This window comes from Streptomyces sp. NPDC127092, from assembly GCF_042722475.1.
GTDB lineage: Bacteria > Actinomycetota > Actinomycetes > Streptomycetales > Streptomycetaceae > Streptomyces.
Window position 1 is genome coordinate 63,312 of the sequence record NZ_JBHXFE010000023.1, and the last position, 26,225, is coordinate 89,536.

A 26,225-nucleotide genomic window follows, 5' to 3' on the forward strand; every position below is an offset into this window, starting at 1 on the left:
TGGGTTTTTGTCTGTGATCCCCATCTCCCCCATCAAGCCCCGCACCTGTGGGGGGGATGCGCCACCGGGGGGCCCGCCTGGGCGGGGGGGGGTTTCGGGGGGGTCGGTTCCGGTGTGTCGTCGCTGGTCCGCCCGGGATCAGGCGAGGGAGGCGACGGCCGCGTTGAAGGTGGCGGACGGGCGCATCACGGCCGCGGCCTTGGCCGGGTCGGGCTGGTAGTAGCCGCCGATCTCGGCCGGGGAGCCCTGGACGGCGTTCAGCTCGTCGACGATCTTCTGCTCGTTGGCGGAGAGCGTCTCGGCGAGCGGGGCGAAGGCCTTGGCCAGGTCCGCGTCCTCGGTCTGCCCGGCCAGCTCCTGGGCCCAGTAGAGGGCCAGGTAGAAGTGGCTGCCGCGGTTGTCGATGCCGCCGAGGCGACGGGTCGGCGACTTGTCCTCGTTGAGGAAGGTGCCGGTGGCGCGGTCGAGGGTGTCGGCGAGGACCTGGGCGCGGGCGTTGCCCGTGGTGGTGGCCAGGTGCTCGAAGGAGGCGGCCAGGGCGAAGAACTCGCCGAGCGAGTCCCAGCGCAGGTAGTTCTCCTTGACCAGCTGCTGGACGTGCTTCGGGGCGGAGCCGCCGGCGCCGGTCTCGAAGAGGCCGCCGCCCGCCATCAGCGGGACGATGGAGAGCATCTTGGCGCTGGTGCCCAGCTCCAGGATCGGGAACAGGTCCGTCAGGTAGTCGCGCAGGACGTTGCCGGTGACGGAGATGGTGTCCTCGCCGCGGCGGATGCGCTCCAGGGAGAACTTGGTGGCCTCGACCGGGGACAGGATCTTGATCTCCAGGCCCTCGGTGTCGTGCTGCGGCAGGTACTCCTTGACCTTGGCGATCAGCTGGGCGTCGTGGGCGCGGTTCTCGTCCAGCCAGAAGACGGCCGGGGCGCCGGTGGCGCGGGCGCGGGTGACGGCGAGCTTGACCCAGTCCTGGATCGGGAGGTCCTTGGTCTGGCAGGAGCGGAAGATGTCGCCCTCGGCGACCTCCTGCTCCAGGACCACGTTGCCGGCAGGGTCGACGAGGCGGACGGTGCCGGCCGCGGCGATCTCGAAGGTCTTGTCGTGGGAGCCGTACTCCTCGGCCTTCTGCGCCATGAGGCCGACGTTCGGGACGGAGCCCATGGTGGCCGGGTCGAAGGCGCCGTTGGCACGGCAGTCCTCGATGACGGCCTGGTAGACGCCGGAGTAGGAGTGGTCCGGCAGGACGGCGAGGGTGTCGGCCTCCTGGCCGTCCGGGCCCCACATGTGGCCGGAGGTGCGGATCATGGCCGGCATCGAGGCGTCGACGATGACGTCGGACGGCACGTGCAGGTTGGTGATGCCCTTGTCGGAGTCGACCATGGCGAGGGCCGGGCCCTCGGCGAGCTCGGCGTCGAAGGAGGCCTTGATCTCGTCGCCGAGACCGTGCGGGATGGTCTCCAGGCCCTTGAGGATGGTGCCGAGGCCGTCGTTCGGGGACAGACCGGCGCCGGCGAGGACCTCGCCGTACTTGGCGAAGGTCTGCGGGAAGAAGGCGCGCACGACGTGGCCGAAGATGATCGGGTCGGAGACCTTCATCATCGTGGCCTTGAGGTGCACGGAGAAGAGCACGCCCTCGGCCTTGGCGCGGGCGACCTGCTCGGCGAGGAAGGTGTTGAGGGCGGCGGCGCGCATCACGGAGGCGTCGACGACCTCGCCGGCGACGACCTTCAGCGGCGAGCGCAGCTCGGTGACGGTGCCGTCGGTGGCGACATGCTCGAAGCGGAGGGTGGTGTCCTCGGCGATGACGGTCGACTTCTCGGTGGACGCGAAGTCGTTCTCGCTCATGGTGGCGACGTTGGTCTTGGACTCGGGGGTCCAGGCGCCCATGCGGTGCGGGTGCGTCTTGGCGTAGTTCTTCACGGCGCCGGGGGCGCGGCGGTCGGAGTTGCCCTCGCGCAGGACCGGGTTGACGGCGGAGCCCTTGACCTTGTCGTAGCGGGCGCGGACGTCCTTGTCCTCGTCGGTCTTCGGGTCGTCCGGGTAGTCCGGGAGCGCGTAGCCCTGGGCCTGGAGCTCGGCGATCGCGGCCTTCAGCTGCGGGATGGAGGCCGAGATGTTCGGCAGCTTGATGATGTTGGCCGCGGGCGTCTTGGCCAGCTCGCCCAGCTCGGCGAGGGCGTCGGCGATGCGCTGGCCCTCCTCGAGACGCTCGGGGAAGGAGGCGATGATGCGCCCGGCCAGCGAGATGTCACGCGTCTCGACGTTGACGCCGGCGGTCGAGGCGTAGGCCTGGATCACGGGCAGGAACGAGTAGGTCGCCAGGGCGGGCGCCTCGTCAGTGTGCGTGTAGATGATGGTCGAGTCAGTCACCGGGTGTGCTCCGCTCCACGTCTGCGTCTGCGTCTGCAAGATTGCTCGACATCAAGATATCTCGTGATCGGGGTCCTCGGGAAAGGGGTCCTCGGGAACGGGGTGGCTGATCCGGTACGGGGACGGGCCCGGGTCGAGGTCGACGCGGCGGAGCAGCCCGAGCAGGGCGAGGGCGGCGGCCGCGCCGGTGCCGGCGGCGAGGGCCTGGCCGCAGCGGTGGGCGATCCTCGGCAGCTCGGCGGGGAGCGGTCCGGTGCCGGGCAGACAGTCGCCGAGGAGGTAGCCGCCGGCGGCGAGCCCGCCGATCGCCAGCAGGGCCAGCGGGACGGTGACGAGGAACCGCCGGCGGGGCAGTCCGCGCAGGGGCGCGGGGCGCACCTTGCCCTTGCGGGCGAGGAGGGCGACCGCCGCGGCGAAGGCGGCGAGGGAGAGCAGGTCGGCGGCGATGACGTCGCCGGGGCGGTGGTGACCGGAGGCGACGGAGTACGCGCCGAGGGCGATCGCCCACAGGGCGCCGAGCCCGACGGCCGCGGCCCGCAGCCGGTGCGGCACGACGAGCAGCAGGCCGAGGGCGGTGCCGAGGGCGAGGACGGCGGGGCTGCTGGGGAAGCCGCTCTCGACTGGGGCGCCGGAGGCGGAGACGAGGCGGGGACCGGGGGCGTAGCGCTGGAGGAGCTCGGCGGCGGCCAGGGCGGCGGCCGTGGTGCCGAGGGCGAGGCCCAGGTGCGCGTACCGCTTGCGCAGCACGCCGACGGCGACGAGCAGCAGGACGGCGAGGACGAGCGAGAGGGTGCCGAGGCCCTGGAGGGAGGGGTGCTCGCGCAGGAAGCGGGCGACGGCCGGGTCGGTGAGCCGTCCGGCGACGGCGGCGTTCCCCCAGCGACGGCCGGTCGCGGTGAGCACGAGTCCGGCGTAGGCGAGGGTGAGCAGGAGGATCGCGGCGAGGCAGGCGCGCCGCATGCGTATGCGGATCCGGGCGCTGAACGAACCGGCGGCCTCACCGGCGACGGCGGCGTACCACCAGGTGTCACCGGCGGCGATGCTCCGCGGGGAGCCGCCGGCACGGGGCCTGTCGAAGGGTGCCATGCCTCGATTCGACCCCGGCCGGGCCGTCGTCGCCCGCTGGACGCACCCGAACGACGCAGGTCAGCGGTGGGCTGGGGGCCGGCGGGCGGGGGCGGGCCCGTCCCGCGTGGCCGGCTCGGCGCGAGGGGGCCGTGGCGGGCCGCGCGCGGGCCCGGCGCACCCGGCCGCTCGGCACGGTCAGGCCAGGGCGGGCCGGCGCACCGGAGTGCGTTCGCGGCGGCGGGTTCCGTCGAGGGTGAAGGCGGTGTTCACGAGGGCGACGTGGCTGAGGGCCTGGGGCATGTTGCCGAGCTGGCGGCCGGTCGCCGGGTCCCATTCCTCCGCGAGCAGTCCGACGTCGTTGCGGACGTCGAGGACGCGCTCGAAGACGGTGCGGGCCTCGGCCGGGCGGCCGGTGAGGGCGAGGGCGTCGGCGTACCAGAACGTGCAGGCGACGAAGGCTCCTTCCGCCCCGGCCAGGCCGTCGACCTCGTGCACCTCGCCGTTGGAGACCTCGTCGTAGCGGCGCAGGAAGCCCCGGTCGGTCAGGCCCGCCATGGCCCGGACGGTGCCGAGGACGCGGGGGTCGTCGGCGGGCAGGAAGCCGAGGCGCGGGATGAGCAGGGCGGTCGCGTCGACCCGGCGGCTGCCGTAGAACTGGGTGAAGGACCCGCGTTCCTCGCTCCAGCCGTACCGGCAGACCTCGGCGCGGAGTTCGGAGCGCAGCGCCTGCCAGCGGCGGACGGAGCCGCGCTGGCCCGCGACGCGGGCGAGCCGGAGCGCGCGGTCGGCGGCGACCCAGGCCATCACCTTGGAATGGACGAACTGGCGTCGCGGGCCCCGGACTTCCCAGATCCCCTCGTCGGGTTCGCGCCAGCACCGGCCGACGTATTCGAGGAGGCCGGCCATCAGGCTCCAGATGTGCCCGTCGAGCGCGACACCGGCCCTGACGGCCGAGTAGATGGTGCTGAGCACCTCGCCGTAGATGTCGAGCTGGAACTGGTCGACGGCCGCGTTGCCGAGTCTGACGGGGCGTGAGTTCTCGTATCCGGGAAGCCAGTCGGCGTGGGTCTCGGGCAGCCTGCGCTGTCCGGCGATCCCGTACAGCGGCTGGAGGTCGGCCGGGGCGCCGGCGGCCGCGCGCACCAGCCAGTCCGTCCAGGCCAGGGCCTCCCTGCGGTAGCCGCTGCGCAGCAGGCAGGAGAGCGTGAAGGTGGAGTCGCGCAGCCAGCAGAAGCGGTAGTCCCAGTTGCGGCGGCCGCCGATGCACTCGGGCAGCGAGGCGGTGGCGGCGGCGATGACGCCGCCGGTGGGCTCGTAGGTGAGGGCCTTGAGCGTGATGAGGGAGCGGAGCACGGCCTCGCGTGCGGGGCCCTCGTAACGGAGCCCGGACGCCCAGTCGTTCCAGAAGTCGAGCGTGCGGTCGAGGGCGGCGGCGACGTCGGGGGCCGGCGGCGCGGGCGCGTGCGAGGGGTGCCAGCCGAGGACGAAGGTGACGCGCTGGCCCGCCGTGACGGGGAAGGCGAAGTGGGTGCCGTCACGGGTGACGACGGGCTCACCCGCGCCCGGTCCGCAGTGCAGCCGGGTCGCGTCGGGGCCGGCGACCGAGGCGATGGTGCGCCGGTCCAGGGCGTACGTCCAGGGCACGACGCTGCCGTGGTCGAAGCGGACCCGCAGCTCGCTCCGCATGTCGACGCGTCCGGCGATCCCTTCGACGACCCGCACGATCCGCGGGCCCTGGTGGCGGGGCGGCATGAAGTCGGTGACGCGGACGGTGCCGTCGACGGACTCCCAGACCGTGTCGAGGACGAGGGTGTCGCCGCGGTAACCACGGCGGCTGCACGTCCGGTTGCCCGCGGGGGCGAGGCTCCAGCGGCCGTGGCCGCCCTCGCCGAGGAGGGCGGCGAAGCAGGCGGGCGAGTCGAACCGCGGGGCGCACCACCAGTCGACCGAGCCGTCCCGGCCGACGAGAGCGGCGGTCTCCAGATCGCCGATGAGGGCGTAGTCCTCTATTCGCCCTGCCATGTCCGGATTCTAATCCCGGGATTCCCGGACCGCCGAACGAAAGGCGGGCCGGTTCCGTTTTCGACGAGTTCCCGAGGCGTTCCCGAGGAGTTCCCGAGGAGTTCCCGAGGAAATGTTTTCACCGCGTTCCGCATATTCTTCCCCCTCGTTGTTCCGCGCTTCGGCACGGGGCCACCGGCGACCCCGTTGCGGGTCCGCGGCGATTCCTTGACCCGGGTGCTCCGGTCGCCCGATCCTGAGAAGCGTCCGCGGAATTCCGGAGGGCGACCCATGTGTGCCACGAACAGGGAACCGCACCCGATGCGACGCGCCACGGACCGGATCCCGCCCCCGGGCACCCGTACCGTGAGCCTGGTGGTCGCGCTCCGGCCCGGTGACCGCTCCCCCGACTGGCTGCTCGCCCAGCTGCCGCCCGCCGTCCGGGAAGTCGTGCTGGTGGGCGGCGACGCGAAGGCCTCGGGAGTGGCGCCGAGCGGCGTCGTGGTGCGGCGGCTCGGCCCGTGGGACTGCGCGGCGGGGGACGTCCCGCACGCCGGCCTCCTCGCCGCCACGGGCGACCACGTGGTCCTCATGGGCGCCGACGGCAGCATGTCGCCGCGCGAGATCCCGCACTACCTGTACTACCTGGAAAGCGGTTTCGACTTCGTCAAGGGATCGCGGTTCATCGCGGGCGGCGACTTCTCCGCGTACCCGCTGCTCCGGCGGCTCGGCCACCGCACGCTGCTGGGGCTCGCCCGGCAGTTGTACGGCCAGCATCTGACCGATCTCTGGTACGGGTTCTGCGCGTTCCACCGGGAATTCCTCGGCCTGCTGGACATGCGTCCGGACGGCGTGGAACTCGGCGCCGAACTCGTCACCCACGCCCTGCACTACGGGCTGCGCGTCGCCGAGGTGCCGAGCCTCGAACTCCCCCGCCACCACGGCCCCACGCACCCGCGCACGGCCCGTGACGGCTCCCGCATCCTCGTCACCCTGCTCCGTGAGCGCCCGCACAACGCCCTGCAGCGGATCCGGCCCGCCCTGCGGATCCGAGCGGGCTGAGCCCGTACGGCACGGCCGGCGGGGCCCGTGGCCGACGGCCGCGACAGCGCCAGCGGTTGACGGGAGACATACCGGGTGCTAAGCGTGGAAGTCAGTGCATTGCACGCGGCAACGCACGGCAGACCCCCGGCAGGGTCGCCTGTCCGAAGAGGTACGTCATGACCTCCCTCGCCTTCGGCCGAGTGCCGGTGGCACCCGCTCCGCATCCCTTGCGGCGGGTGACCGACTGGCCATGCGCCGAGGCGCGACGCCGCTCCCCGTGCGAGCGCACTTCCCGCCACGGCCCGGCCGCGGCCGCCGTACGGTCCGGGCACCCGGCCCACCCCGCCCGGCGTGCCTCCGACCGTGTGCGCGACGCGGCCCGGCTCTGCCGCCGCACCGAGACCCACCGGCCCCGCTCGGCCCCCCGCCGCCGGCGCTCCCGCACCACCCGCACCCGCACCGCGGGCGCCCGTCGCGGCCCGTCGAGCCCGGCCGGCCCACGAGCGGCCGGAGGCCGCGCAGGCGCGGGCCACTACCCGGCGGGGCCGCGCACCGGCGCCCGCACCGATCCGCACACCGATCCGCACGACGGCTCGCCGCCCCGTCGTACCCGTGGGCCGCTGAGCACCGCTGTGCCCGCCGGCTCCCGTGCCCCCGTTCCGGCGCTCGTCCGCGCCCCGGCCCCGAGCCGCCGTGACCCCGCTGACCCCGCGCGACGCACCCGCCGCGCCTTGCCCCGAGGAGGCGAGGCGCGATGACCGTCGTCCCCGCGCACGCCCGGCCGTCCCGCCCGTCCACCCGGCCCGAGGTCGAGTTCGAACTGATCGTCCCGGCCTTCGGCGCACGCGAACGGCTGCCGGCGACGGTCGCCGCCGCCCTGCGCTTCCTGGCCCGCCGCCCGTGGTCCGCCGCCGTGGTCGTCGTCGACGACGGCGTGGACGCCGCCCCGGACTGCCTGGACCGGTTCGCCGCCTCCGCCCTCGGCCGCGCCGTGGGCCTGGAGGTCATCGGCGGCGGCGACCAGGGCAAGGGCGCGGCCGTGCGGCAGGGCATCGCGACCTCGTCCGCCCGCTTCGTCGGCCTCGCCGACCCCGACGACGCCCCTCCCGTCGAGACCCTGGACCCGGTGATCGAGCTGCTGCGCGCCGGCCACGGGGCGGTGATCGCCTCCCGGCACGCGGCCGGCCGCGCCCGTGCGGACGTGGAGCGGCGCACGGCGCGCCGGGACGGCGGCGCGGCGTTCCGCGGGCTCGTCCCGCTGAGGCTGCCGGACCTCGCGGACCTCCGGTGCGGGTTCATGTGCTTCCCCGGGCCGCTCGCCCGGGAGATCGTGGGCGACTGCCACATCGACGGCTTCGCCTTCGACGTCGAACTCCTCGCCCACGTCGTGAAGTCGGGGCACGACGTCGTGCGGGTTCCGGTCGAGTGGACCGAGGGCCCGACGTCCGCCGCACGCCGTGACGGGCTGCGTTCCCTGGCCGGTCTGCTGCGCGTCCCGTCGGCCGGGTGAGGACCGTGACCACGCCGGCCCCCGCCCCGCCGACCGCCGGTCCGCGCCCGGGGAGTGCCCACACGGCAGTGCCCCGCTTCGAGGTCCCCCTGGCGGCCGACCTGCTGTCCGCGCGAGCGCCTCCCGGTGACGACGGTCACGGGTATCGGAGAAGGCCGGCGCGGAGCGGGCGTTTCCGGCCTGTGGGGAGCGGGCGCTCGTCACCACGCTCCCCACGAGGTCGGGCCCCGGCCACGGGAGGCCCGTACCGCTGCCGGCGGCGCTGCCCGTGGGAATCTGCCCGCGGGCGGGGCGGAGCGCTCCTTGCACCGGCCCGGGCCCCGGGGAAGGGTACGGACCGCCGCCCGGAAGGTGGCGCCACGGGTGCCGCACGGGGCGGCCGGGCGCGTGCCGCACGTGGTGACCAGGCGCGTGAAGTACGTGGTGACCAGGCGCGTGAGGAGGCGGAAGCCATGACGAGGTTCGTTTCCGGCCTGCCGCCGGACCCGCCTCCCGCCGTGCCTCCGGACCGGACCGCGGCCGGCACGACGCCCGGCAGGCCGGGCCGCGGACCGGGCGCGCCGCTGCTCGTCGCCGTCTCCGGCCCGGACGCGTCCGGGACGGCCTCGCTCGTGCGCGCCCTCGCCGGGCTGCTGCGACAGCGTGGCTTCGCGGTGGCGACCGTCCAGGGCCACGGCTGTGTGGTCTGCCGGAGGTTCCCGGTTCCCCCACGGGTGAGGGAAGAGGGGGAACCGGGCGGACAGGGCCGGCGGGACGCGCATCCCGAGCGCCGGGGATCGTGGTCCCGCCGCGCCCACGCGTACGTGGACGTGGGCGAGCTGAACCTGCGGATCCTCGCCGGCCGGCTCCTCGTGCGGGCCGTCGCCGGTGGCCGCACGGCGGTGGTGCTGACCGACCGCGGGCCGCTGGACGGGCTGGTGACGTTCGGCCTGACGCCGGGCCGCGGCGCCGCCCGCCGGTTCACGGCGACCGCCGGGCGCTACGACCTGACGCTGCTCCCGGAGACCCTGCCGGCGGCCGGCTGGGAGCGGTCGGCGGGCCCGCCCGCCGCTCCGTGGGCCCGGCACCTCGGCTGGGCCGCCCGGCTGCCCCGCACGGTCCGGCTCTACGGTGAGGACGCGCCCGCGGCGGTCGCGGAGGCGGCCCTGGAACAGGTCCTCCGCAGCGTGCCGCCGCGGCCCGCGGACCCGGGTCCTGGCAAGCGCGTGGTGGTGTCCATCTACGACGACGCGGAGAACTCCGACCACCGTGGCGGCGGCGCGCTCGTGGTCGACCGGCTGGTGCGCAGACTCGCCGAGCACTACGAGGTCACCGTGGTGACGGCCGGGCGCCACGGCGGCAGCGTGCTCCGGCACGGCGTCCGTTACGTCCGCCTCCCCGTGTGCCGGGCGGGGCCGCGCGCCGGGCAGCTGCTGTTCCAGGCGCTGCTGCCGCTCGTGGCGCGCCGGATCCCGCACGACGTGTGGCTGGAGAGCTTCACGCCGCCGTTCTCGACGAGCTTCCTGCCGCTGGTGTCCCGCGCCCCGGTCGTCGGCATCGACCAGGACCGCGGCGCCGAGGCGCTGTGGCGCCGCTACCACGTGCCGTTCTTCCTGGTGGAGCGGATCAGGCTGCGCTGCTACCGGCACATCGTGGTGACGAACGAGGCGGACGGCTCGGCGGTGCGGCGGCTCAGTCCGCACGCCGACGTGCAGGTCATCGCCAGCGGGGTGGAGCCGCGGCAGCTCGACGACGCCCGGCTCGGCAGCGGCGACTTCATCCTGTTCCTGGGCCGGATCGACACCTGGGCCATGGGTCTCGACCTGCTGCTCGACGCGTACGAGACGGCACGGCCGCCGATGGAGCTGGTGCTCGCGGGCGCCGGCACGCCGGCCGAGGAGCGCAGGCTGGGACAGCTCCTCGCCGGGCGCGACCTGACGGTGCGGGTGCTCGGCTACGCGGACGAGGACCTCAAGCGGCGACTGCTGCGCGACAGCGCGTTCCTGGTGCTGCCCTCACGGCACGAGACCTTCGGCCTGGTCGCGTTGGAGGGCATGTCGTACGGAAAGCCCGTGCTGCACTTCGACCTGCCGGCGCTGCGCTGGATGCGCGGCGGCGGCGACGTGACCGTACCGCCGTTCGACACGGCGGCGTTCGGGGAGCGGATGCGGGCCCTCGCGACGGACCCGGCACTGCGCGGGCGGCTCGGGCGGCAGGCCGGTCTCGCCGCCCAGCACTACACCTGGGACGAGATGACGGACCGCTACCTGGCGCTTACCCGCCGGCTCCTGGAGAGCCCGCGCGGGTCGCGACGGCCGCGCAAGGACCGGAGAGCGCGATGGCAGACGATCCCCTGACCACCCTGGCCGCGCTGACCGGATCCGGCGAGCTGCTCGTGCTCTCGCCGCATCCCGACGACGCCGTGCTGTCCTGCGGGGCGCTGCTGCGGCAGCTGCCCGACCGGCTGTACCACCGGGCCTCGGTGACGGTGATGACCGTGTTCACGGAGGGCACGCCGCCTCCGTACACGCTGGCGGCCCGCCGGTTCCTGCGGCAGACGGGGGCGGTGGACGCCGAGGAGCTGTACGCGGAGCGGCGCACCGAGGACTCGGCCGTGCTCGCGGGGCTCGGGGTCGGGCGTTTCCACGCCGGGTTCGTCGACGGGCTGTTCCGCATCGATCCGGCACAGGGGCGCTGGCGCCGCCTGGCGGCCGGACTGGTGCCCGAACTCGGCCATGTGTACCCCACCAACCGGTTGCACCTGTCGCGCGGCCGGGTCTCGCCACGCGACTCCGAGACCGTGCGCCGGGTCACCGACACCGTGCGCGAGCTGCTGCCGCAGGGGCAGGGCGTGCTGCTCGCGCCGCTGGGCGTCGGCAGGCACGTGGACCACGTGGTGGTGCGCACGGCCGCCGTGCTGAGCGGCCTGCCCGCCGTGTACTACAGCGACTTCCCGTACAACCTGGAGGAGGCTCCCGATCCCGGGTTCACCGGTCCGCTCGCCGCGACCGAGGCCTCCCTGGACCAGGGGCTCGACGAGAAGGCCGAGCTGATCCGCGGCTACCGGACCCAGCTGCGGTCGCTGTTCCCCGACGGGGTGATCCCCCTCGTCCCGGAGGTCTATCTGCTGCCGGCCGCGGTCCTCGACGCGCGGACCCGCCCGGCCGGAGGTCCGTCATGACCGCCTCCGGCGCCCCGGCCGCGCCCTCGGCCGCACGGCCGCCCGGGCCCGTGCACCCGCCGGGCGGGCCGCGATGAGCACCCTCCCGCGCCGCCCGCGCGTCCTGCTCCTGACCAGCGGCCCGCTGGACGGGGCGGACGGGGCCGGCGTGCGGCTCGCGTCGGACGTGCTCGGTGCCCTGCCCGACGTGGAGTTCACCTGGTTCACGCAGTGGCCGCGGCGGCGCGGCCGGCCGCCGCCGCGCACGTACGGGGGGCACGCGGTGCCGATGCTGTCCCGGGACGGTGTTCCGCGCGTGCCCGAGCGGGCGCAGTCGGGGCTGGCCGGGACGGTTTACGCGCGCCGGTGCGACCTGGTGCACGCGTTCCTGACGATCGGCCGGAGCTTCCCGGTGTTCTCGTGGCTGCGTCCGCTGCTGCTCGGTGCCCGTCCCGTCGTGCACACGGTGCCCGGGGTGACGGATCCGGGGCTGCTGCCGCGGACACGCCCGCTGGGCACCACCGTCGCCCTGTCGGAGTCGATGGCGCGGCGGCTGCGGGCCGCGGACTTCGGTGACGTACGGGTGATCCCGCCGATGATCCCGCTGGAACGCTGGCCGTCCCGGCCCCGCCCGGGCGGTCTGCCCATGGTGCTGTACGCGGGGCACCACGGCCCGACGGGCGGCGCGGAGACGGCGATCGACGCGGCGGCGGAGGCCGTACGGGCGGGCGCCGAGTTCCGGCTCGTCCTCGCGATGCGCGGCCGGCCGGGGCAGGACCTGCACTCCCTGGAGGAGGCGCTGCGCGAGCGGGCGGGCGCGGCCGGGCTGCGCGACGTCGAGGTGCGCGGCTACGTGGCGGACATGCCGGAGCTGATCGCCTCGGCGCACGTGCTGCTCTTCCCGCCGACCGCGATCGGCGGCGGGCCCGACATCCCGCTGACCGTGCTGCAGGCACTGGCCACCGGACGGCCGGTGATCCTCAGCGACCTGCCGCAGTTCGCGGACTTCGGCAACGCGGTGCTCCGGGCCCCGGCGGGCGACGCCCGGCGCACCGGGCAGCAGTTGCTGTGGCTGCTGGACCAGCCGAGGTCCTGGGACGTGCTCGCCGAGCGGGGCCGGACGGCGGTGGAGGAGCACTTCGGGCCGGAGCGGTTCGCCGCGCGCTACGCGGAGCTGTACCGGGAGCTGCTGTCCTGAACGTACGCCGGTCGTACTCTGTACGCCGGTCATGCTCTGTACGCCGGTCATGCTCTAGGGCGCGGGCCGTTCGGCGGTGAGCAGGAGGACGCCGGTGTCGCCGTACTCGGGCAGGGTGCGGTCCTTGGCGAGACGGGAGACGGTCAGGGCGACGGTGCGGGGGGCGAAGACGGCGCGGAGCGCGGGCTCGTCGACCGGGCAGGCCGGCCAGACCGGTCCCTCGCCGATGCGGTAGCTGGGCATGCGTTCCATGAAGGCGGCGACGAGCCGGCCGCCGGGCCGTACGGACCGGACGAAGGCCGCGCACAGGGCGGTGAACTCGCCGTAGTCCTCGGTGACGCTCTCGGCGACGAAGTTCATCGAGGCCGCGTCGTAGCGCCCGTCGGGCAGGTCGGAGGCGTCGCCCGGGACCACGTGCACCCGGGTCAGGGCCTCGCCGAGGACGGCCGGCAGAGCGGGGTCGAGGGCCTTGCACAGGGTGTAGAAGGGCTGCCAGCTCTCCTCGGGGCCGTGGGTCAGCTGCCGTCGCAGATAGGCGAGGTTGGCGGCGCTGGGTTCGAGGGCGTCGATGTGGCGGCTGGCGCCGGCGGCGAGCATCAGCGGATAGAGGTTGGGGCCCGCGCCGAGTTCGAGGGTGCGGGACAGGCCGCCGGGCGGGAACTGCCGGTAGAAGAGGGAGTGGTGGTGCATGACGCCCCGGTCGCAGGGGTGCATCTGCCGGTAGTTCTCGGCCAGGTACTGGGCGACGGGCCAGGCGTTCCAGTCGGCGTCGCGGTTCCGGCGGACCGCCGCCCGGCCGGCGGTGGTCACGGGGACTCCGCGGCGGGTCCGGCCGCGACGGCGCCGGACGGGGCGACGGCGCGCCGCTGGAGCGCGAAGCGCCGGGAGAGGCCGGTGAGCGCGTCGTTGAGCTGCTCAATCTCCTCGTCGGTGTTGGCCGCGGTGACCTGGATACGGAAGCCGACCCGGTTGCGCGGGACGAGCGGGTAGCTGGCGAGGGTCACGTAGATGCCGCGCTCCCACAGGTACGCGGCGACCGCCTCCAGGTCGGCGGCGTCGCCGAGCGGGATCTCGACGATCGGCAGGCCGTCGGTGTTGGGCGTGGCGATGCCCAGTCCGCGGACGTGGTGGAGGACGCGGGCGGTCTTGGCGTGCAGGGCGGCCCGGACGGCGTCACCGCGCCGCTCGTTGACCTCGAGCCCGGCGAGAGCGGTGGCGAGCGAGGCGGTCGGGGAGGGACCGGAGTAGAGGTAGGGCGTCGCGGCCACCTTGAGGTGGTCCTTCAGCCGGCGCGGCACGGCGAGGAAGGCGAGGAGCGAGGAGTACGCCTTGGAGAAGCCGCCGACCAGGACGATGCCGTCGTAGCTCTCGCCGACGTGCCGGACGAGGCCGTTGCCGCGCGAGCCGTACGGGCTGCTCTCCGTCGGCCCGCGTTCGCCGATGACGCCGAAGCCGTGGGCGTCGTCGACGTACAGCAGGGCGCCGTTGCGGCGGCAGATCCGGGCGACGGCCCGCAGGTCGGGATAGTTGCCGGTCATGCTGTTGACGCCGTCCATGCAGACGAGCCGGGCGGCGCCCACGGGCGTCTCGCGCAGCATGGTGTCGAGCTCCCAGGGCTGCTCGGCGCGGAAGCGGCGCAGCTGGGCGCCCTGGCCGCGGGCGACGACGCAGCCGTCGTAGATGGTGCGGTGGGCCTGGGCCTCGACGAAGACGTGGCCGCCGGCGGCGAGCAGCGGGATGACCGACTGGTGGATGAGGGTGATGGTGGGCAGCAGGAGGGTGTCGGGGGCGCCGAGGAGTTCGGTGAGGCGTTCCTCGATGCGCGGGTAGAGCCGGGGGCTGCCGATGAGCCGTGACCAGCTGGGGTGGGTGCCCCAGGTGCGGACCTCGGGCTCGATCGCGGCCATGATCTCGGGGTCGAGGTCGAAGCCCAGGTAGTTGCAGGAGGCGAAGTCGACCAGCCAGTGGCTGCCGACGCGCAGCCGGCGGCCGTCGATCTGGTCGATGACGGCGTCGCACATGGGGCTGGTGCGCTTGAGCCGTTCCAGATCGCGCCAGCGGACGTCCTGCCGGGCGCCCCACGGGGACGGGGTGCGTGCCGCGGCGGCGGACGGCGGGGCGGCGGCCGGGGCGGGCCCGGCGGTACGGCTGCCGCGGGCGGCGCGCGCGGCTCTGACCGTGCGGGCGGTGCGGGCGGGCCCGGCGGGGGCGCGGTGCAGGAACGTCTCGGCCTGGCGGGCGGTCATCGGCCGGGCGAAGAGGTAGCCCTGTCCGTAGCGGCAGCCCATGTCGGCGAGGAGGGCGCGCTGGTCCTCGTTCTCGATGCCTTCGGCGACGACCTGGAGGCCGAGGACCTCGGCGATGCGGACGATGCCCTCCACGAGAGCGACCTGCTGGCGGTCGGTGGTGATGTCGTCGATGAACGACTTGTCGACCTTGACGATGTCGATGGGGAACTCGCGCAGATAGCTCAGCGAGGAGAATCCGGTGCCGAAGTCGTCGATGGCGATGGACACCCCGAGGTCCTTCAGGGACCGCATCGTGGCGCCGATCTGTTCGTCGCCGCGCATGAGCACCGACTCGGTCAGCTCCAGGACCAGAGACCCGGGCGCGAGTCCGGAGGAGCGCAGGGTGCGCCGGACCACGTCGAGGAGCCCGGGGTCGCGGAACTGGCGTGCGGAGACGTTGACGCTGGCGTACAGCGACGGCGTACGGGGATGGGCGCGCTGCCAGCGGGCGATGTCGCGGGCCGCGTGGTCGAGCACCCAGGCGCCGAGCGGCATGATGTGGCCGCTCTCCTCGGCGAGGGAGATGAACTGGTCGGGCGGGACCATCCCGCGGCGGGCGTGGGGCCAGCGGATGAGCGCCTCGAACCCGGTCAGGCTGGTGTCGTCGACCTGGACGATGGGCTGGTACCGCAGGGCGAAGGCGTGGTCGGCGATGGCTGTGTCCATGCCGGCCTGGAGTTCGTGGCGGGCGACGAGCCGCGAGTGCAGCTCGGGCCGGAACCGTCTCCACCGCTTCTTGCCGGCGGCCTTCGCCGCGTACAGCGCGAGGTCGGCGTGGCCCAGGAGTTCCTCGGCGTGGGCGCTGTCCAGGACGGTGGCGACGCCGACGCTGGTCGACACGGAGACGGCGCCGTCGGTGAGGTGGAAGGGCTGGCTGAGGGTGTGCACGATCTCGGCGGCGAGGGCCTCGGCGTCCCCGGGCTCGCGGGCGCCTTCGATGAGCACGGCGAACTCGTCGCCGCCGAGCCGGGCGGCGGTGTCGGTGAGCCGGAGCACGGAGCTCAGCCGGCGGGCGACGGCGACCAGGAGTTCGTCGCCGACGGAGTGGCCCAGGGTGTCGTTGACGACCTTGAAGTCGTCGAGGTCGACGAAGAGCATGCAGGTGAGGGTGGACTCGCGGCGGCCGCGCAGCAGGGCCCGCTCGATCCGTTCGAGCAGCAGCACCCGGTTGGGCAGTCCGGTGAGCGAGTCGTGGAAGGCGCGGTGGGTGAGCTCCCGCTCCAGTTTGCGCTGTTCGGTGACGTCCCGGAGGGTCAGGACCAGGCCGTGGACGGTCTGTTCGGCGCGCAGGTTGCTGCACCGGACCTCGACCTCCGTGTCGGCGGCGCCGCCGTGCAGGAGCTTCCAGTCGTCGCGGGCGTCGACGTTGCCGCGGGAGCGGACGTCGGCGAGGATCCGCAGGGCGCTCGCCGCGTCGCCGGGCGCGAGGAGCTCGACGAGCGGGGTGCCGGGCAGCAGGGAGTGGCCGAACATGCTCTCCGCCGACGGGCTGGCGTAGCGGACGGTGTCGTCGTCGTCGACGATCAGGATGACGTCCGAGGTGTTGTGCACCAGGGTGCGGAAGTAGGCCTCGCTGGTGCGGCGGCTGACCTCCTCGCTCAGTCCGAAGCGCTCCAGGGCGAGCGCGGCCTGGGAGGCGAGCGACTGGGCGGGGCCGGCGATCTCGGCGAGCTGCTTCTCGGCCCCGGCGAGCAGCAGCGCCCCGAGCAGCGGCTCTCCGGCGGCGGGCGCCCGCAGGGCCAGCGGGCACAGCAGGGCGTGGGTCGCGGGGGCGACGGCGGAGGCGAGCGCGGGATCCAGTCCGTCGGCCGGCAGGAGCCGGCCGCCTTCCTCGAGGAGCTCCGGCCAGGGTGTGCCGTCGGGGCCGCCGGTGACTTCGGTGCCCTGGATGCTCCAGGGCTGTCGTCCGGTGGGCACGGCGGCGAGCCTGCCACGGCGGTCGCGGGTGAGCAGCATCGTGCGGTGCGCGGTGCCGGGACCGAAGAGGGTGGCGGCGGCGGTCTCGACGGCGGCCGCGACCTCGCGGGGACTCAGCGCGGCGACGAGTGAGGCGGCGGCGACCCGCAGGCTGCGCTCGCGGGCCTCGGCCTTGCGGTGGTCGGCCATGATCCGCCACAGGCGCAGCAGGACCAGCAGGAACATGATCGCCGAGAAGATCGCGATGACGCCGAGGTCGCGGTCGGGATCCCGGCCCAGCGACTGGAAGAGCAGCAGGGCGGGCGCGATGAGGGAGGCGGCGGCGAGCAGCAGCAGCCGGCGTTCGGCGATCCTGGCCGCCGGTTCGGGAGCGAGTTCGGTCAGACCGGTCATCGAGGGATGGAGCGCGGCAAGTCCCCAGGCGGTGAAGAAGACGACCCAGCCGAGGTCCCACGGGGTGCCCACCTGCCAGGTGCCGTCCAGCTGCTTGACGACGTACACGACGTCGGAGAAGAGGATGCCGCAGGTGCCGAGGGTGAGGAGCTGGACGGCGCGGGAACGCAGGCCGCCGGGGACCAGCAGCCGGGCCAGCATGGCCAGCATCAGGACGTCGCCCAGCGGATAGGCGATGGAGATCACGCGCTCGGTCCACGTCATGTCCGGGGAGTTGGCGAGCGGCGTGATCAGGTTGACCCAGGAGAGCAGGGCGAGGCCGGAGGTGAGGATCAGCGCGTCGAGGGCCACGCCGAGGTCGCGGCCGACGGCCCGCCGGCGGATGAATCCGTACAGGCCGACGGCGAAGAGCGGATAGGTGGCGAGGTAGAAGGCGTCCGCCACGGACGGGAACGGGCGGTCCTGGTGGAAGAAGCTTTCCAGGACGTTGTACGCGGTGTCGCCGGCGACGAAGGTGAAGTTGGCGGCGGCGAGCACGAGCCAGGGCCAGCGGCGGGCGGGGCGGTGCAGATGGACGCCGGTGAGGATGGCGGCGACGCCGCTGAGCCCGATGAGCGCCCAGAGGACGGTGTGCCGGGAGGGCACCTGGAGATAGGCGACGGTCACGGCGGCCACGAACAGCACGTAGAGGACGGTCCAGCGGCGCAGTGGCCAGGACAGCTGTCGCAGCGGCATCGGGGATGCCCCCTCCGACGTAGGCGTCGTACCAGTCCAGTCTTGCGGGTACGGCGGGGGGCCGCACCCGTAGGACGGGACGGCCGCGGCGAGAGGGCCGGACGGTCGTGTCGTCGGACGGGACGGCCCCGGCCGGAGGGCGGGCCGGGGCCGTAGCGGGGCGCCGGGGCTCAGGGGCTCCTGGGGCTCTGGGCTCAGGGGCTCCTGAGCTCGTGGGCTCCTGGGCTCAGCGGGTGAGTTCGGCCATGAGGCCCCAGCCCTGCTGGGGCACGTCGACGTTGATGATTTCGGGAGTGGCGGCGATGGCCTCGCCCATGGCCGCGAGACCGGCCTTGAAGTGGTCGGAGGCCACGTGCGCGGCGCCCGCCTCGGCGTCGGCGAAGGCCTCCAGGAGGACGAACAGGTTCGGGTCGTCGACGCTGCGCGACCAGTCGAAGAAGAGGTTGCCGGGCTCCTCGCGGGTGGCGCGGGTGAAGTCGGCGACGCGGTCGAGCCAGCCGTCGGCGTGCTCGGGGCGGACGGTGAAGCGTACGGCGATGAAGATCATGCCGTCATCGTGCGGCGCGGCCGGGGGCCCGGCCACCGGGGCGCGGCGGGATTCCGGCAGGGTCGGAATCCCGGAGCGGCGGTCCGGGATCCGTCCTCCGCCGAACCGTCACGGAGCGGCGGGCGGGTGCGGATACGGCAGGGCGGCGGTGAACAGCGGTACGGCGCGGGCGAGGGCCGCCCGCAGCTCGCCGTGCCGCCGCCGGAAGTCGGCGGTGGGCAGCGAGACGGAGAGCGCGTGCACGGCGCCGGCGGTGCCGGACGGCTGCCCGCCGGGTCCAGGAAGGGCGGGGAGCGCGGTCGCCAGGCAGGTGTACGCGGGATCCGCCTCCCCCACCGAGACCGCGAAGCCCCGGTCGCGCACCCGGGCCAGCTCGGCCTCGAACCGTTCGGGACTGGTGATCGTCCGGTCGGTGAAGCGGGCCATGCCGTGCTCGTCCAGATAGCGCCGGCGCGCCGCCCGGGGCAGCTCGGCCAGCAGCGCCTTGCCGTGGGCGGTGGCGTGGGCGCGGGGCTCGGGACCGGGCGCGAAGGGGTGGGCGGTGTCGGTCACGGGCGCGGTGGTGTCGACGACGGTGATGCGGCCGTCGCGGTAGGCGGTGAAGTAGGCCTCGGCACCGGCGGTGCGGCGCAGCTGCCCGAGGAGTCCGGCGACCGGTCCGCCGAGCCCGTGGTGCCGCTGGTAGGCGCGGTGGAGCGCCGGGACGCGGGGGCCGGGGACGTATCCCTCGGGTGTCCGTACGAGATGGCCGCGGGCGATCAGCGGCCCGGTGAGGTGGTAGACGGTCGACAGGGCACAGCCCAGCGTCCTGGCCAGGGCCTTCGCCCCGACCGGCCGGTCGGCGTCGGCGACGGCGTCGAGGATGGCGAGCGCGCGGTCGACGGACTGCGGACCGGTCGGAGACGTGGACACCGGTCCACCTTAGGTCTTCGGCGATGAGAGGAGTGTCACCGCTGGAATAAATGGGAACATATGGATCTTTTGCCCCGGTTCCGCGTACCGTCGTGGGATACCCCTGACTCCTCACCGCCCCGGGAGGGTGTGTGCGCCGCTCCACGACCGACCACGCCGCCGCGGGCCCGAACGGGCGCCGCGGTCACATACGCAAGGCGGCGCTCGCGACCGGTGCGGTCGCGGCCGTCGCCGGCGGACTGTACGTGGCGGGACTCGTCGCCACCGGGGACGACATCTCCGAGGGCACCCGCGTGAACGGCGTCGACATCGGCGGCCTGAGCCGTGCCGAGGCCGCCGCCCGACTCGCCTCCGCGGCCCCCGCCGCCTGGAAGGACCCGGTGCGGGTCACCGTCGGTGACGAGACGGCCACCGTCGACCCGGCCGACGCCGGGCTCACGGTCGACGTGGCCGCCACCGCCGACCGGGCGGCCGATCCCTCACGCGATCCCTTCACCGTCATCGGCCGGCTGTTCTCCTCGGGCAGCCGCGAGGTCGAACCGGTCGTCTCCTACGACGCCACGAAGGCCCGGGCGGCCGTCGCCGCCACGGCGAAACAGCACGACCGCGCGGTCCGCGAGGGCGCGGTGGCCTTCAAGGACGGCAAGCCGGTCGTCACCGAGGCCCGCGTCGGGCTGAAGGTGGACACCGAGAAGGCGGTCGAGGCGCTGCGCGCCGCCTATCCCGGAGCCGGCGCCGGCGGCGCCGCGCCCGTGGTCCTGCCGGTCTCGCTGACGCAGCCGAAGGTCACCTCGGCCGAGGTCACGCGCTTCGTGAAGGACTTCGCGGACCCCGCCATGTCGGGGCCCGTCACCCTCACCGCGGGCGACAAGCGGCTCTCGATCCCGGCGGCGACGCTCGGCGACCACCTGGACGTCACGGCGCGGGGCGGCCGGCTCACCCCGGCCCTCGACGCCAGGGCCCTGATACGGGACCCGGACGTGGCCCGCCCGCTGCACACGTTCACCGGCGGCCCGGTCGAGGCCCGGCTCGGCGTGCGGAACGGCAAGGTGGTCGTGGAACAGGACGGCCGGGCGGGCCGCTCGGTCTCCGCCGACGCCCTCGGCCGCGCGGTGGAGCCGCTGCTCACCAAGGAGGGCGCGGCGGCCCGTACCGCCCCCGTCGCCACCACGGCGACCCGGCCGAACCTGACGGCGGACTCCCTCGCCGCGCTCGGCATCACCGAGCAGATGTCGACCTTCACGGTGAACTTCCCGACCGCGCCGTACCGCACGACCAACATCGGCCGGGCGGTCGAGCTGATCAACGGCTCGCTGGTGCAGCCGGGCGAGGTGTGGAGCTTCAACCGCACGGTCGGCGAGCGCACCGAGGCCAACGGCTTCGTCGACGGCACGATGATCATGGACGGGCAGTACCAGAAGGCACCCGGCGGCGGTGTCTCGGCGGTCGCGACCACGGTCTTCAACGCCCTGTTCTTCGCCGGCGTCAAGCCGATCGAGTACGGCGCGCACTCCTTCTACATCGAGCGCTACCCGGCCGGCCGTGAGGCGACCGTGGCCTGGGGCACGCTGGACCTGAAGTTCCGCAACGACTCGGGCAAGCCGATCTACATCAAGGCGAGTTCGACGGACTCGTCCGTGACGGTCAGCTTCCTCGGCACGAAGAAGTACGACTCGGTCGAGGCGGTCGAGGGCCCGCGCACGAACATCACGCAGCCGAAGGAGCGCAAGGACTCCAGCGACAAGTGCGAGGTGCAGGAGCCGCTGGAGGGCTTCGACATCAAGGTCGACCGGGTCTTCAAGAACGGCGGCACGGAGGTCGGGCGGGAGACGTTCTCCACGCACTACACGCCGCGGGACAAGGTGATCTGCGAGAAGGACGCGCCGCCGGCGCAGGACCGCTGACGCGCGAACGCCGGCGCGGGACAGTTGACGCGGGACCGCCGGCGCGGGACAGCTGACGCAGGACCGCTGACGCGGGACCGCCGGCGCACCGCTCCCGACGCACAGAGGGCCCCTCTCCGAGGAGAGGGGCCCTCTCGCGTACGCGCTCCGTCCGGTTCAGGCCCGGCGGTTCGCGCCCGGCGGTCAGGCCCCGGCGCGCACGCGGTCGGCGCCGGGGGCGTCCTCGGCGATCTCGGACAGGTCGCGGTCGCGGGTCTCCCGGGCGCAGGCGACGGCGACGACCGTGAGCAGCGCGGCGGCGATCACGTACAGGGCGACCGGGGTCGAGCTGCCGTAGTCGTCGAGCAGCGCCACGGCGATCAGCGGGGCGGGCGCGCCGGCGGCGACGGAGGAGAACTGGGCGCCGATGGAGGCCCCGGAGTAGCGCATCCGGGTCGCGAACATCTCGGAGAAGAAGGCGGCCTGGGGCGCGTACATGGCCCCGTGGAGCACCAGTCCGACGGTGACGGCGAGCAGCAGGCCGCCGAAGGAGCCCTGGTCGACGAGGGCGAAGAAGGGGAACATCCACAGGCCGACGCCGACCGCGCCGACGAGGTACACCGGCCGGCGCCCGAGCCGGTCGGAGAGCGCGCCCCACAGCGGGATGACGGCGAAGTGGACGGCGGAGCCGACGAGGACGGCGTTGAGGGCGGTCTGCTTGGAGAGGCCGACCTGGGTGGTGGCGTAGACGAGGATGAAGGCGGTGATGACGTAGTAGGAGATGTTCTCGGCCATCCGGGCGCCCATGGCGATCAGCACGTCGCGCCAGTGGTGCCGGAGGACGGCGACCAGCGGTGTCTTCTCGGCCTCCGCTGCGGCGGCTCTGCGCTGCTCGGCGGCGGCGAGCGCGGCCTTGAAGACCGGCGACTCGTCCACGGAGAGGCGGATCCACAGTCCGACGATCACCAGCACGCCGGACAGCAGGAACGGGACGCGCCAGCCCCAGGAGGTGAACGCGGCGTCGGAGAGCAGCGCGGTCAGCGCGGACAGCACACCGGTCGCGAGCAACTGCCCGGCCGGCGCCCCGGTCTGCGGCCAGGAGGCCCAGAACCCGCGCCGCTTCGCGTCCCCGTGCTCGGACACGAGCAGTACGGCTCCGCCCCACTCGCCGCCGAGCGCGAAGCCCTGCACCAGCCGCAGCACCGTCAGCAGCACCGGCGCGACGGACCCCACGGCGGCGTGCGTGGGCAGCAGGCCGATGGCGAAGGTCGCCCCGCCCATCATCAGCAGACTGAGCACGAGCAGCTTCTTCCGCCCGAGCCGGTCCCCGTAGTGCCCGAACACCAGCGCGCCCAGCGGCCGCGCGGCGAACCCGACGGCGTACGTCAGGAAGGAGAGCAGCGTCCCGACGAGCGGATCGGACTCGGGGAAGAACAGCTTGTTGAACACCAGCGCGGCGGCCGACCCGTAGAGGAAGAAGTCGTACCACTCGATGGTGGTGCCGATGAGGCTGGCGGCGACGATCCGCCTGATCGAACCGGAGGGCGTGGGAGCGTGACTTGCGGCGGCCATGTGCACCACTTCCGAGCGGGTGACGGGGACGAGTTCGTGTCGCCACACCGTAGGAAGACGCAGGTCAGCGTTGTATATGGCGGGACACCATAGTTCAGGCCGTCGGCATCCGCAGGGGCACCATGAGACGCGGGAGCGGAACCGGCCGAGAGGGACACGACGACGGTGTCGGCCGGGCTCGGCACCGCCGTGATCGCCCTGGCCGTGTCGTCCGGTGGATCCAGGGCACTCGTAGGGAGTGCGGCTGAGGACCAGTGACACCACGCGGCCAGGGTGGCGACGACTGCGCCATGGCCGCGGGTTCCGCTACCTCGACGCGCAGGGCCGACCGCTCGGGCCGGAGGAGAAGGCCCGCGTGCTGGCGCTCACGATTCCGCCGGCCTGGAACGACGTGTGGATCTGTCCCTGGCCGAACGGCCACATCCAGGCCGTCGGCACGGACGCGGCGGGGCGTCGGCAGTACCTGTATCACGAGGAGTTCCGTGCTCGTCAGGAGCGGGCCAAGCACGAACACGTGCAGACGGTGGCCGCGGCCCTGCCCCGGCTGCGCCAGGCGGTGAAACGCGATCTCGCGCGCCGCGGACTGTGCGAGGAGCGGGTCCTGGCCTGTGCCGCCCGACTGCTCGACCTGGGCTTCTTCCGCATCGGCGGCGACAGCTACCGGCGCGACAACGAGTCCTACGGACTGACGACCCTGCTGCGGTCGCAGGTCCACTGCTCGCGCGGAGAAGTGTCGTTCGACTACCCCGGGAAGTCCGGTCAGCAGGTGACGGGGGCCCTGGTCGACGAGGCGGCCTACCGCGTGGTCCGGTCCCTGCTGCGGCGGAGCGGGGACAGCCCGCGGCTGTTCGCGTACTGGCAGGGAGGGGCCTGGCACGACGTCCACGCCGACGCCCTCAACGCGTACCTGCGGGACCGGTCAGGCGTCGACATCAGCGCCAAGGACTTCCGCACCTGGCACGGGACCGTCCTCGCCGCCGTCGCGCTCGCGGTGTCCGAGGAGGCGGGGGCCGAGTCGGCGACGGCGCGCCGGAAGGCGGTGCGCCGCGCGGTGTGCGAGGTCAGCGACTACCTGGGCAACACGGCGGCCGTCTGCCGCGGCTCGTACATCGCGCCCCGCGTCATCGAGCGGTACGACGAGGGCATGACCGTCGCCTCCGCGCTCGAACGGCTCGGCGAACACGGCGTGTTCGGACACCCGGCGACACAGGGCGCCGTCGAACGCGCCGTGCTCGACCTCCTGCACGAGTGAGACCTCCCGTACGGGTGGGACCGACGGCGAGGAGGATCTTCGCCTCAGGGCTGGAAGAGGATCTTCACCGCTCCGTCGCGCTTCTTCTGGAACATCTCGTACGCGTCCGGAGCCGCGTCCAGCGGCAGTCTGTGGGTGGCGAACGAGTCGACACCCAGCGGATCGTCGTCCGTGAGCAGCGGCATCAGGTCGTCCACCCAGCGCCGCACGTTGGCCTGGCCCATGCGCAGGGTCAGCTGTTTGTCGAACATCTCCATCAGCGGCATCGGATCGGCCATGCCGCCGTACACGCCGACGAGCGAGACCGTGCCGCCACGGCGCACGAGGTCGACCGCAAGATGGAGCGCGGAGAGCCGGTCCACGCCGAAGCGTCGCATCAGCCGTGAGGCGAGCGCGTCGGGCAGCAACGCGGTCATGCCGTGCAGACCCCGCGCCACGGGCGCTCCGTGCGCCTCCATGCCGACGGCGTCGACGACGGCGTCGGGTCCCCGGCCGTCGGTCATGTCGCGGATCCGGTCCACGAGGTCGGCCCCCTCGGCGGACACGTCCAGCGTGACGACACCGCGGGCCGCGGCGCGCGCGAGCCGTTCCGGGACCAGGTCGACGCCGATGACGGTGCCCGCACCCCGGTGGGCGGCGATCCGGGCGGCCATGTCACCGATGGGCCCGAGGCCCAGGACGGCGACGGAGCCGCCCCGTGGGACGTCCGCGTAGGCGACGGCCTGCCAGGCCGTCGGCAGGACGTCGGAGAGGTAGACGAAGCGGTCGTCCGGAGGCCCCTCGGGGACGACCACCGGCAACCGGTCGCCGAACGGCACGCGCAGGTACTCGGCCTGTCCGCCCGGCACCTGGCCGTAGAGCTTCGTGTATCCGAAGAGCGCGGCCCCGGAGCCGTACTCGTGCACCTGGGTGGTCTCGCACTGGGACTGCAGGCCGACGGCGCACATGGCGCAGGTGCCGCACGAGATGTTGAACGGGACCACGACCCGTGTGCCGGGACGCAGGTTCCGCACCTCGGCCCCCACTTCCTCGACCACGCCCATCGGCTCGTGCCCGAGCACGTCGCCGGCGTCGAGGAAGGGACCGAGCACCTCGTACAGGTGCAGGTCCGAACCGCACAGACCGGTCGTACTGATCTTCACGATGACGTCGGTCGGATCCTGGATCGCGGGATCCGGCACCGATTCCACGGACACGTTCCGTCTGCCCTGCCAGGTCACGGCTTTCATGGCGGCGCCTTCCACTGGTCGCGAGGCTGTGAGCGGCGGGTACCCGGCCCGGGCCCGATTACGTCGGCCGGGGCCGGGTAGTCGCACGGGCGTCTGACGATCCCGGCACCTGGCGATCCCGGCAGCTGTCCGGATCACGTGGACCGAGGAGGTCCGTCATGCTTCCGCTGCTACTCGTCCTGCTTCTGATCCTCGTGCTCTTCGGCACGGGCTTCGCCGTCGAAGCACTGTGGTACATCGCGATCGCCGTGCTCGTCCTGTGGGTGCTGGGGTTCTTCATGCGCAGCGGGAGCGCTCGCTGGTACCGCTGGTGAACCGAGGTCACGGGACACCCGACCGCGCCGGGAACGACCGCATCCGTCGCGCCTCACCGAGGCGCGACGGGCGTGTCCCGGCGGCGGTCGCGTGTCCCGGCGGGCGCGTGTCCCGGCGGCGGGCGCGGAAGGCGGGCCCGGAAGGCGGCGGGCACGAATGCCGGTCTTCTTCAGGATTGCAGTGGTTCATCACCACATGTCCGGGTAGGCGGCCGGATGAAGACGACCACCGACGAGGAGAACCAGGGAGGACACCGTGACCATGGTGAAGCAGTCCATCGACGTGGACTCGCCCGTGCGGAGCGTCTACAACCAGTGGACCCAGTTCGAGGAGTTCCCGCGCTTCATGGAGGGCGTGGAGGAGGTCAGGCAGGTCGACGACCGTCACTGTCACTGGCGCACCAGCATCGGTGGCGTCAAGCGGGAGTTCGACACCGAGATCGCGGACCAGCTGCCGGACGAACGGATCGCCTGGCGCACCGTGGGCGGTGACACCGACCAGCGCGGAGTCGTCACGTTCCAGCGCCTCGACGAGACCCACACCCGGGTGAGCCTGGCCATGGACGTCGAGACACAGGGGGTCACCGAGAAGGCGGGTGCGGCCCTCGGCATCCTCGACCGGCGCGTCAAGGGCGACCTGAAGCGCTTCAAGGGGTACATGGAGGAGCGCGGGCAGGAGAGCGGCGGCTGGCGCGGCCGCATCGCACCGTCCGGTGACATGACCCCCGACCCGATGGACACCGACGACACGCGGTTCAGCTGATCCGGCCGTGGGGGGGGGGGGGGGGGGGAGGACCCCACCCCCCCCGGCCGGCTCCCCGGGCCCGGGCACCGGGCCCGGATCCGGACCGCACGCCGC

The 26,225-nt window shown here is 73.7% G+C and carries 18 protein-coding genes; 9 read left to right on the plus strand and 9 right to left on the minus strand.

Annotated elements, in window-relative coordinates:
* Nucleotides 1-138: 138 nt before the first annotated feature.
* The 3 genes from ACFWJO_RS20345 to ACFWJO_RS20355 all read right to left on the minus strand — a co-directional run bounded on the left by ACFWJO_RS20345 (nucleotide 139) and on the right by ACFWJO_RS20355 (nucleotide 5,454).
* A complete protein-coding gene (locus ACFWJO_RS20345; protein ID WP_386866969.1) occupies nucleotides 139-2,364 on the minus strand; it encodes an NADP-dependent isocitrate dehydrogenase in 2,226 nt (741 codons plus the stop codon).
* Nucleotides 2,365-2,415: 51 nt separating this feature from the next.
* A complete protein-coding gene (locus ACFWJO_RS20350) occupies nucleotides 2,416-3,450 on the minus strand; it encodes a phosphoesterase (RefSeq protein ID WP_386866971.1) in 1,035 nt (344 codons plus the stop codon).
* Between the two features lie 177 nt (nucleotides 3,451-3,627).
* The gene (locus ACFWJO_RS20355) at nucleotides 3,628-5,454 is read right to left on the minus strand and encodes a glycoside hydrolase family 15 protein (RefSeq protein ID WP_386866973.1); all 1,827 of its coding nucleotides are present in this window, start codon (nucleotides 5,452-5,454) and stop codon (nucleotides 3,628-3,630) included.
* Nucleotides 5,455-5,754: 300 nt separating this feature from the next.
* Here ACFWJO_RS20355 and ACFWJO_RS20360 point away from each other — a divergent pair, with 300 nt between their 5' ends.
* The 5 genes from ACFWJO_RS20360 (at nucleotide 5,755) to ACFWJO_RS20380 (ending at nucleotide 12,324) form a co-directional block, all read left to right on the plus strand.
* A complete protein-coding gene (locus ACFWJO_RS20360) occupies nucleotides 5,755-6,495 on the plus strand; it encodes a glycosyltransferase (RefSeq protein ID WP_386866975.1) in 741 nt (246 codons plus the stop codon).
* Nucleotides 6,496-7,231: 736 nt separating this feature from the next.
* Complete coding sequence (locus ACFWJO_RS20365) at nucleotides 7,232-7,987, plus strand: glycosyltransferase (protein ID WP_386866976.1); 756 nt, start codon at nucleotides 7,232-7,234, stop codon at nucleotides 7,985-7,987.
* Nucleotides 7,988-8,439: 452 nt separating this feature from the next.
* On the plus strand, nucleotides 8,440-10,323 hold the full coding sequence (locus ACFWJO_RS20370) for a glycosyltransferase (RefSeq protein ID WP_386866978.1): 1,884 nt from the start codon (nucleotides 8,440-8,442) through the stop codon (nucleotides 10,321-10,323).
* Nucleotides 10,305-11,147 (plus strand): PIG-L deacetylase family protein, encoded by an 843-nt coding sequence (locus tag ACFWJO_RS20375; RefSeq protein ID WP_386866980.1) that lies wholly within the window; start codon nucleotides 10,305-10,307, stop codon nucleotides 11,145-11,147. The genes ACFWJO_RS20370 and ACFWJO_RS20375 overlap by 19 nt, the downstream gene beginning before the upstream one ends.
* A gap of 73 nt (nucleotides 11,148-11,220) precedes the next feature.
* The gene (locus ACFWJO_RS20380) at nucleotides 11,221-12,324 is read left to right on the plus strand and encodes a glycosyltransferase family 4 protein (RefSeq protein WP_386866981.1); all 1,104 of its coding nucleotides are present in this window, start codon (nucleotides 11,221-11,223) and stop codon (nucleotides 12,322-12,324) included.
* Nucleotides 12,325-12,378: 54 nt separating this feature from the next.
* Here ACFWJO_RS20380 and ACFWJO_RS20385 read toward each other — a convergent pair whose 3' ends face one another.
* From ACFWJO_RS20385 to ACFWJO_RS20400, 4 genes are all read right to left on the minus strand, one after another.
* On the minus strand, nucleotides 12,379-13,134 hold the full coding sequence (locus tag ACFWJO_RS20385) for a class I SAM-dependent methyltransferase (protein ID WP_386866982.1): 756 nt from the start codon (nucleotides 13,132-13,134) through the stop codon (nucleotides 12,379-12,381).
* Complete coding sequence (locus tag ACFWJO_RS20390) at nucleotides 13,131-17,657, minus strand: aminotransferase class I/II-fold pyridoxal phosphate-dependent enzyme (RefSeq protein WP_386866983.1); 4,527 nt, start codon at nucleotides 17,655-17,657, stop codon at nucleotides 13,131-13,133. Before ACFWJO_RS20390 ends, ACFWJO_RS20385 begins: the two co-directional genes overlap by 4 nt.
* Nucleotides 17,658-17,883: 226 nt before the next feature.
* A complete protein-coding gene (locus tag ACFWJO_RS20395; RefSeq protein WP_386866985.1) occupies nucleotides 17,884-18,204 on the minus strand; it encodes a putative quinol monooxygenase in 321 nt (106 codons plus the stop codon).
* A 108-nt stretch (nucleotides 18,205-18,312) separates the two neighbouring features.
* A complete protein-coding gene (locus ACFWJO_RS20400) occupies nucleotides 18,313-19,116 on the minus strand; it encodes an IclR family transcriptional regulator (protein ID WP_386866987.1) in 804 nt (267 codons plus the stop codon).
* A gap of 131 nt (nucleotides 19,117-19,247) precedes the next feature.
* On the opposite strand from ACFWJO_RS20400, the gene ACFWJO_RS20405 reads away from it, so the two are divergent.
* Complete coding sequence (locus ACFWJO_RS20405; RefSeq protein ID WP_386866989.1) at nucleotides 19,248-21,020, plus strand: VanW family protein; 1,773 nt, start codon at nucleotides 19,248-19,250, stop codon at nucleotides 21,018-21,020.
* A gap of 183 nt (nucleotides 21,021-21,203) precedes the next feature.
* On the opposite strand, the gene ACFWJO_RS20410 is transcribed toward ACFWJO_RS20405, so the two are convergent.
* Nucleotides 21,204-22,571 carry an MFS transporter gene (locus ACFWJO_RS20410; RefSeq protein WP_386866991.1) on the minus strand — a complete coding sequence of 456 codons (1,368 nt, stop codon included), beginning with the start codon at nucleotides 22,569-22,571 and terminating at the stop codon, nucleotides 21,204-21,206.
* A 238-nt stretch (nucleotides 22,572-22,809) separates the two neighbouring features.
* Between ACFWJO_RS20410 and ACFWJO_RS20415 the strand changes: the two genes are divergently transcribed.
* On the plus strand, nucleotides 22,810-23,823 hold the full coding sequence (locus tag ACFWJO_RS20415; RefSeq protein ID WP_386866993.1) for a DNA topoisomerase IB: 1,014 nt from the start codon (nucleotides 22,810-22,812) through the stop codon (nucleotides 23,821-23,823).
* Between the two features lie 44 nt (nucleotides 23,824-23,867).
* Here the strand turns inward: ACFWJO_RS20415 and ACFWJO_RS20420 are convergent, their stop codons facing one another.
* Nucleotides 23,868-25,052 (minus strand): alcohol dehydrogenase catalytic domain-containing protein, encoded by a 1,185-nt coding sequence (locus ACFWJO_RS20420; RefSeq protein WP_386866994.1) that lies wholly within the window; start codon nucleotides 25,050-25,052, stop codon nucleotides 23,868-23,870.
* A 158-nt stretch (nucleotides 25,053-25,210) separates the two neighbouring features.
* Here ACFWJO_RS20420 and ACFWJO_RS20425 point away from each other — a divergent pair, with 158 nt between their 5' ends.
* Complete coding sequence (locus ACFWJO_RS20425; protein WP_386866996.1) at nucleotides 25,211-25,366, plus strand: hydrophobic protein; 156 nt, start codon at nucleotides 25,211-25,213, stop codon at nucleotides 25,364-25,366.
* 262 nt (nucleotides 25,367-25,628) lie between these two features.
* The gene (locus tag ACFWJO_RS20430; RefSeq protein WP_386867070.1) at nucleotides 25,629-26,129 is read left to right on the plus strand and encodes an SRPBCC family protein; all 501 of its coding nucleotides are present in this window, start codon (nucleotides 25,629-25,631) and stop codon (nucleotides 26,127-26,129) included.
* The last annotated feature ends 96 nt before the right edge of the window (nucleotides 26,130-26,225 follow it).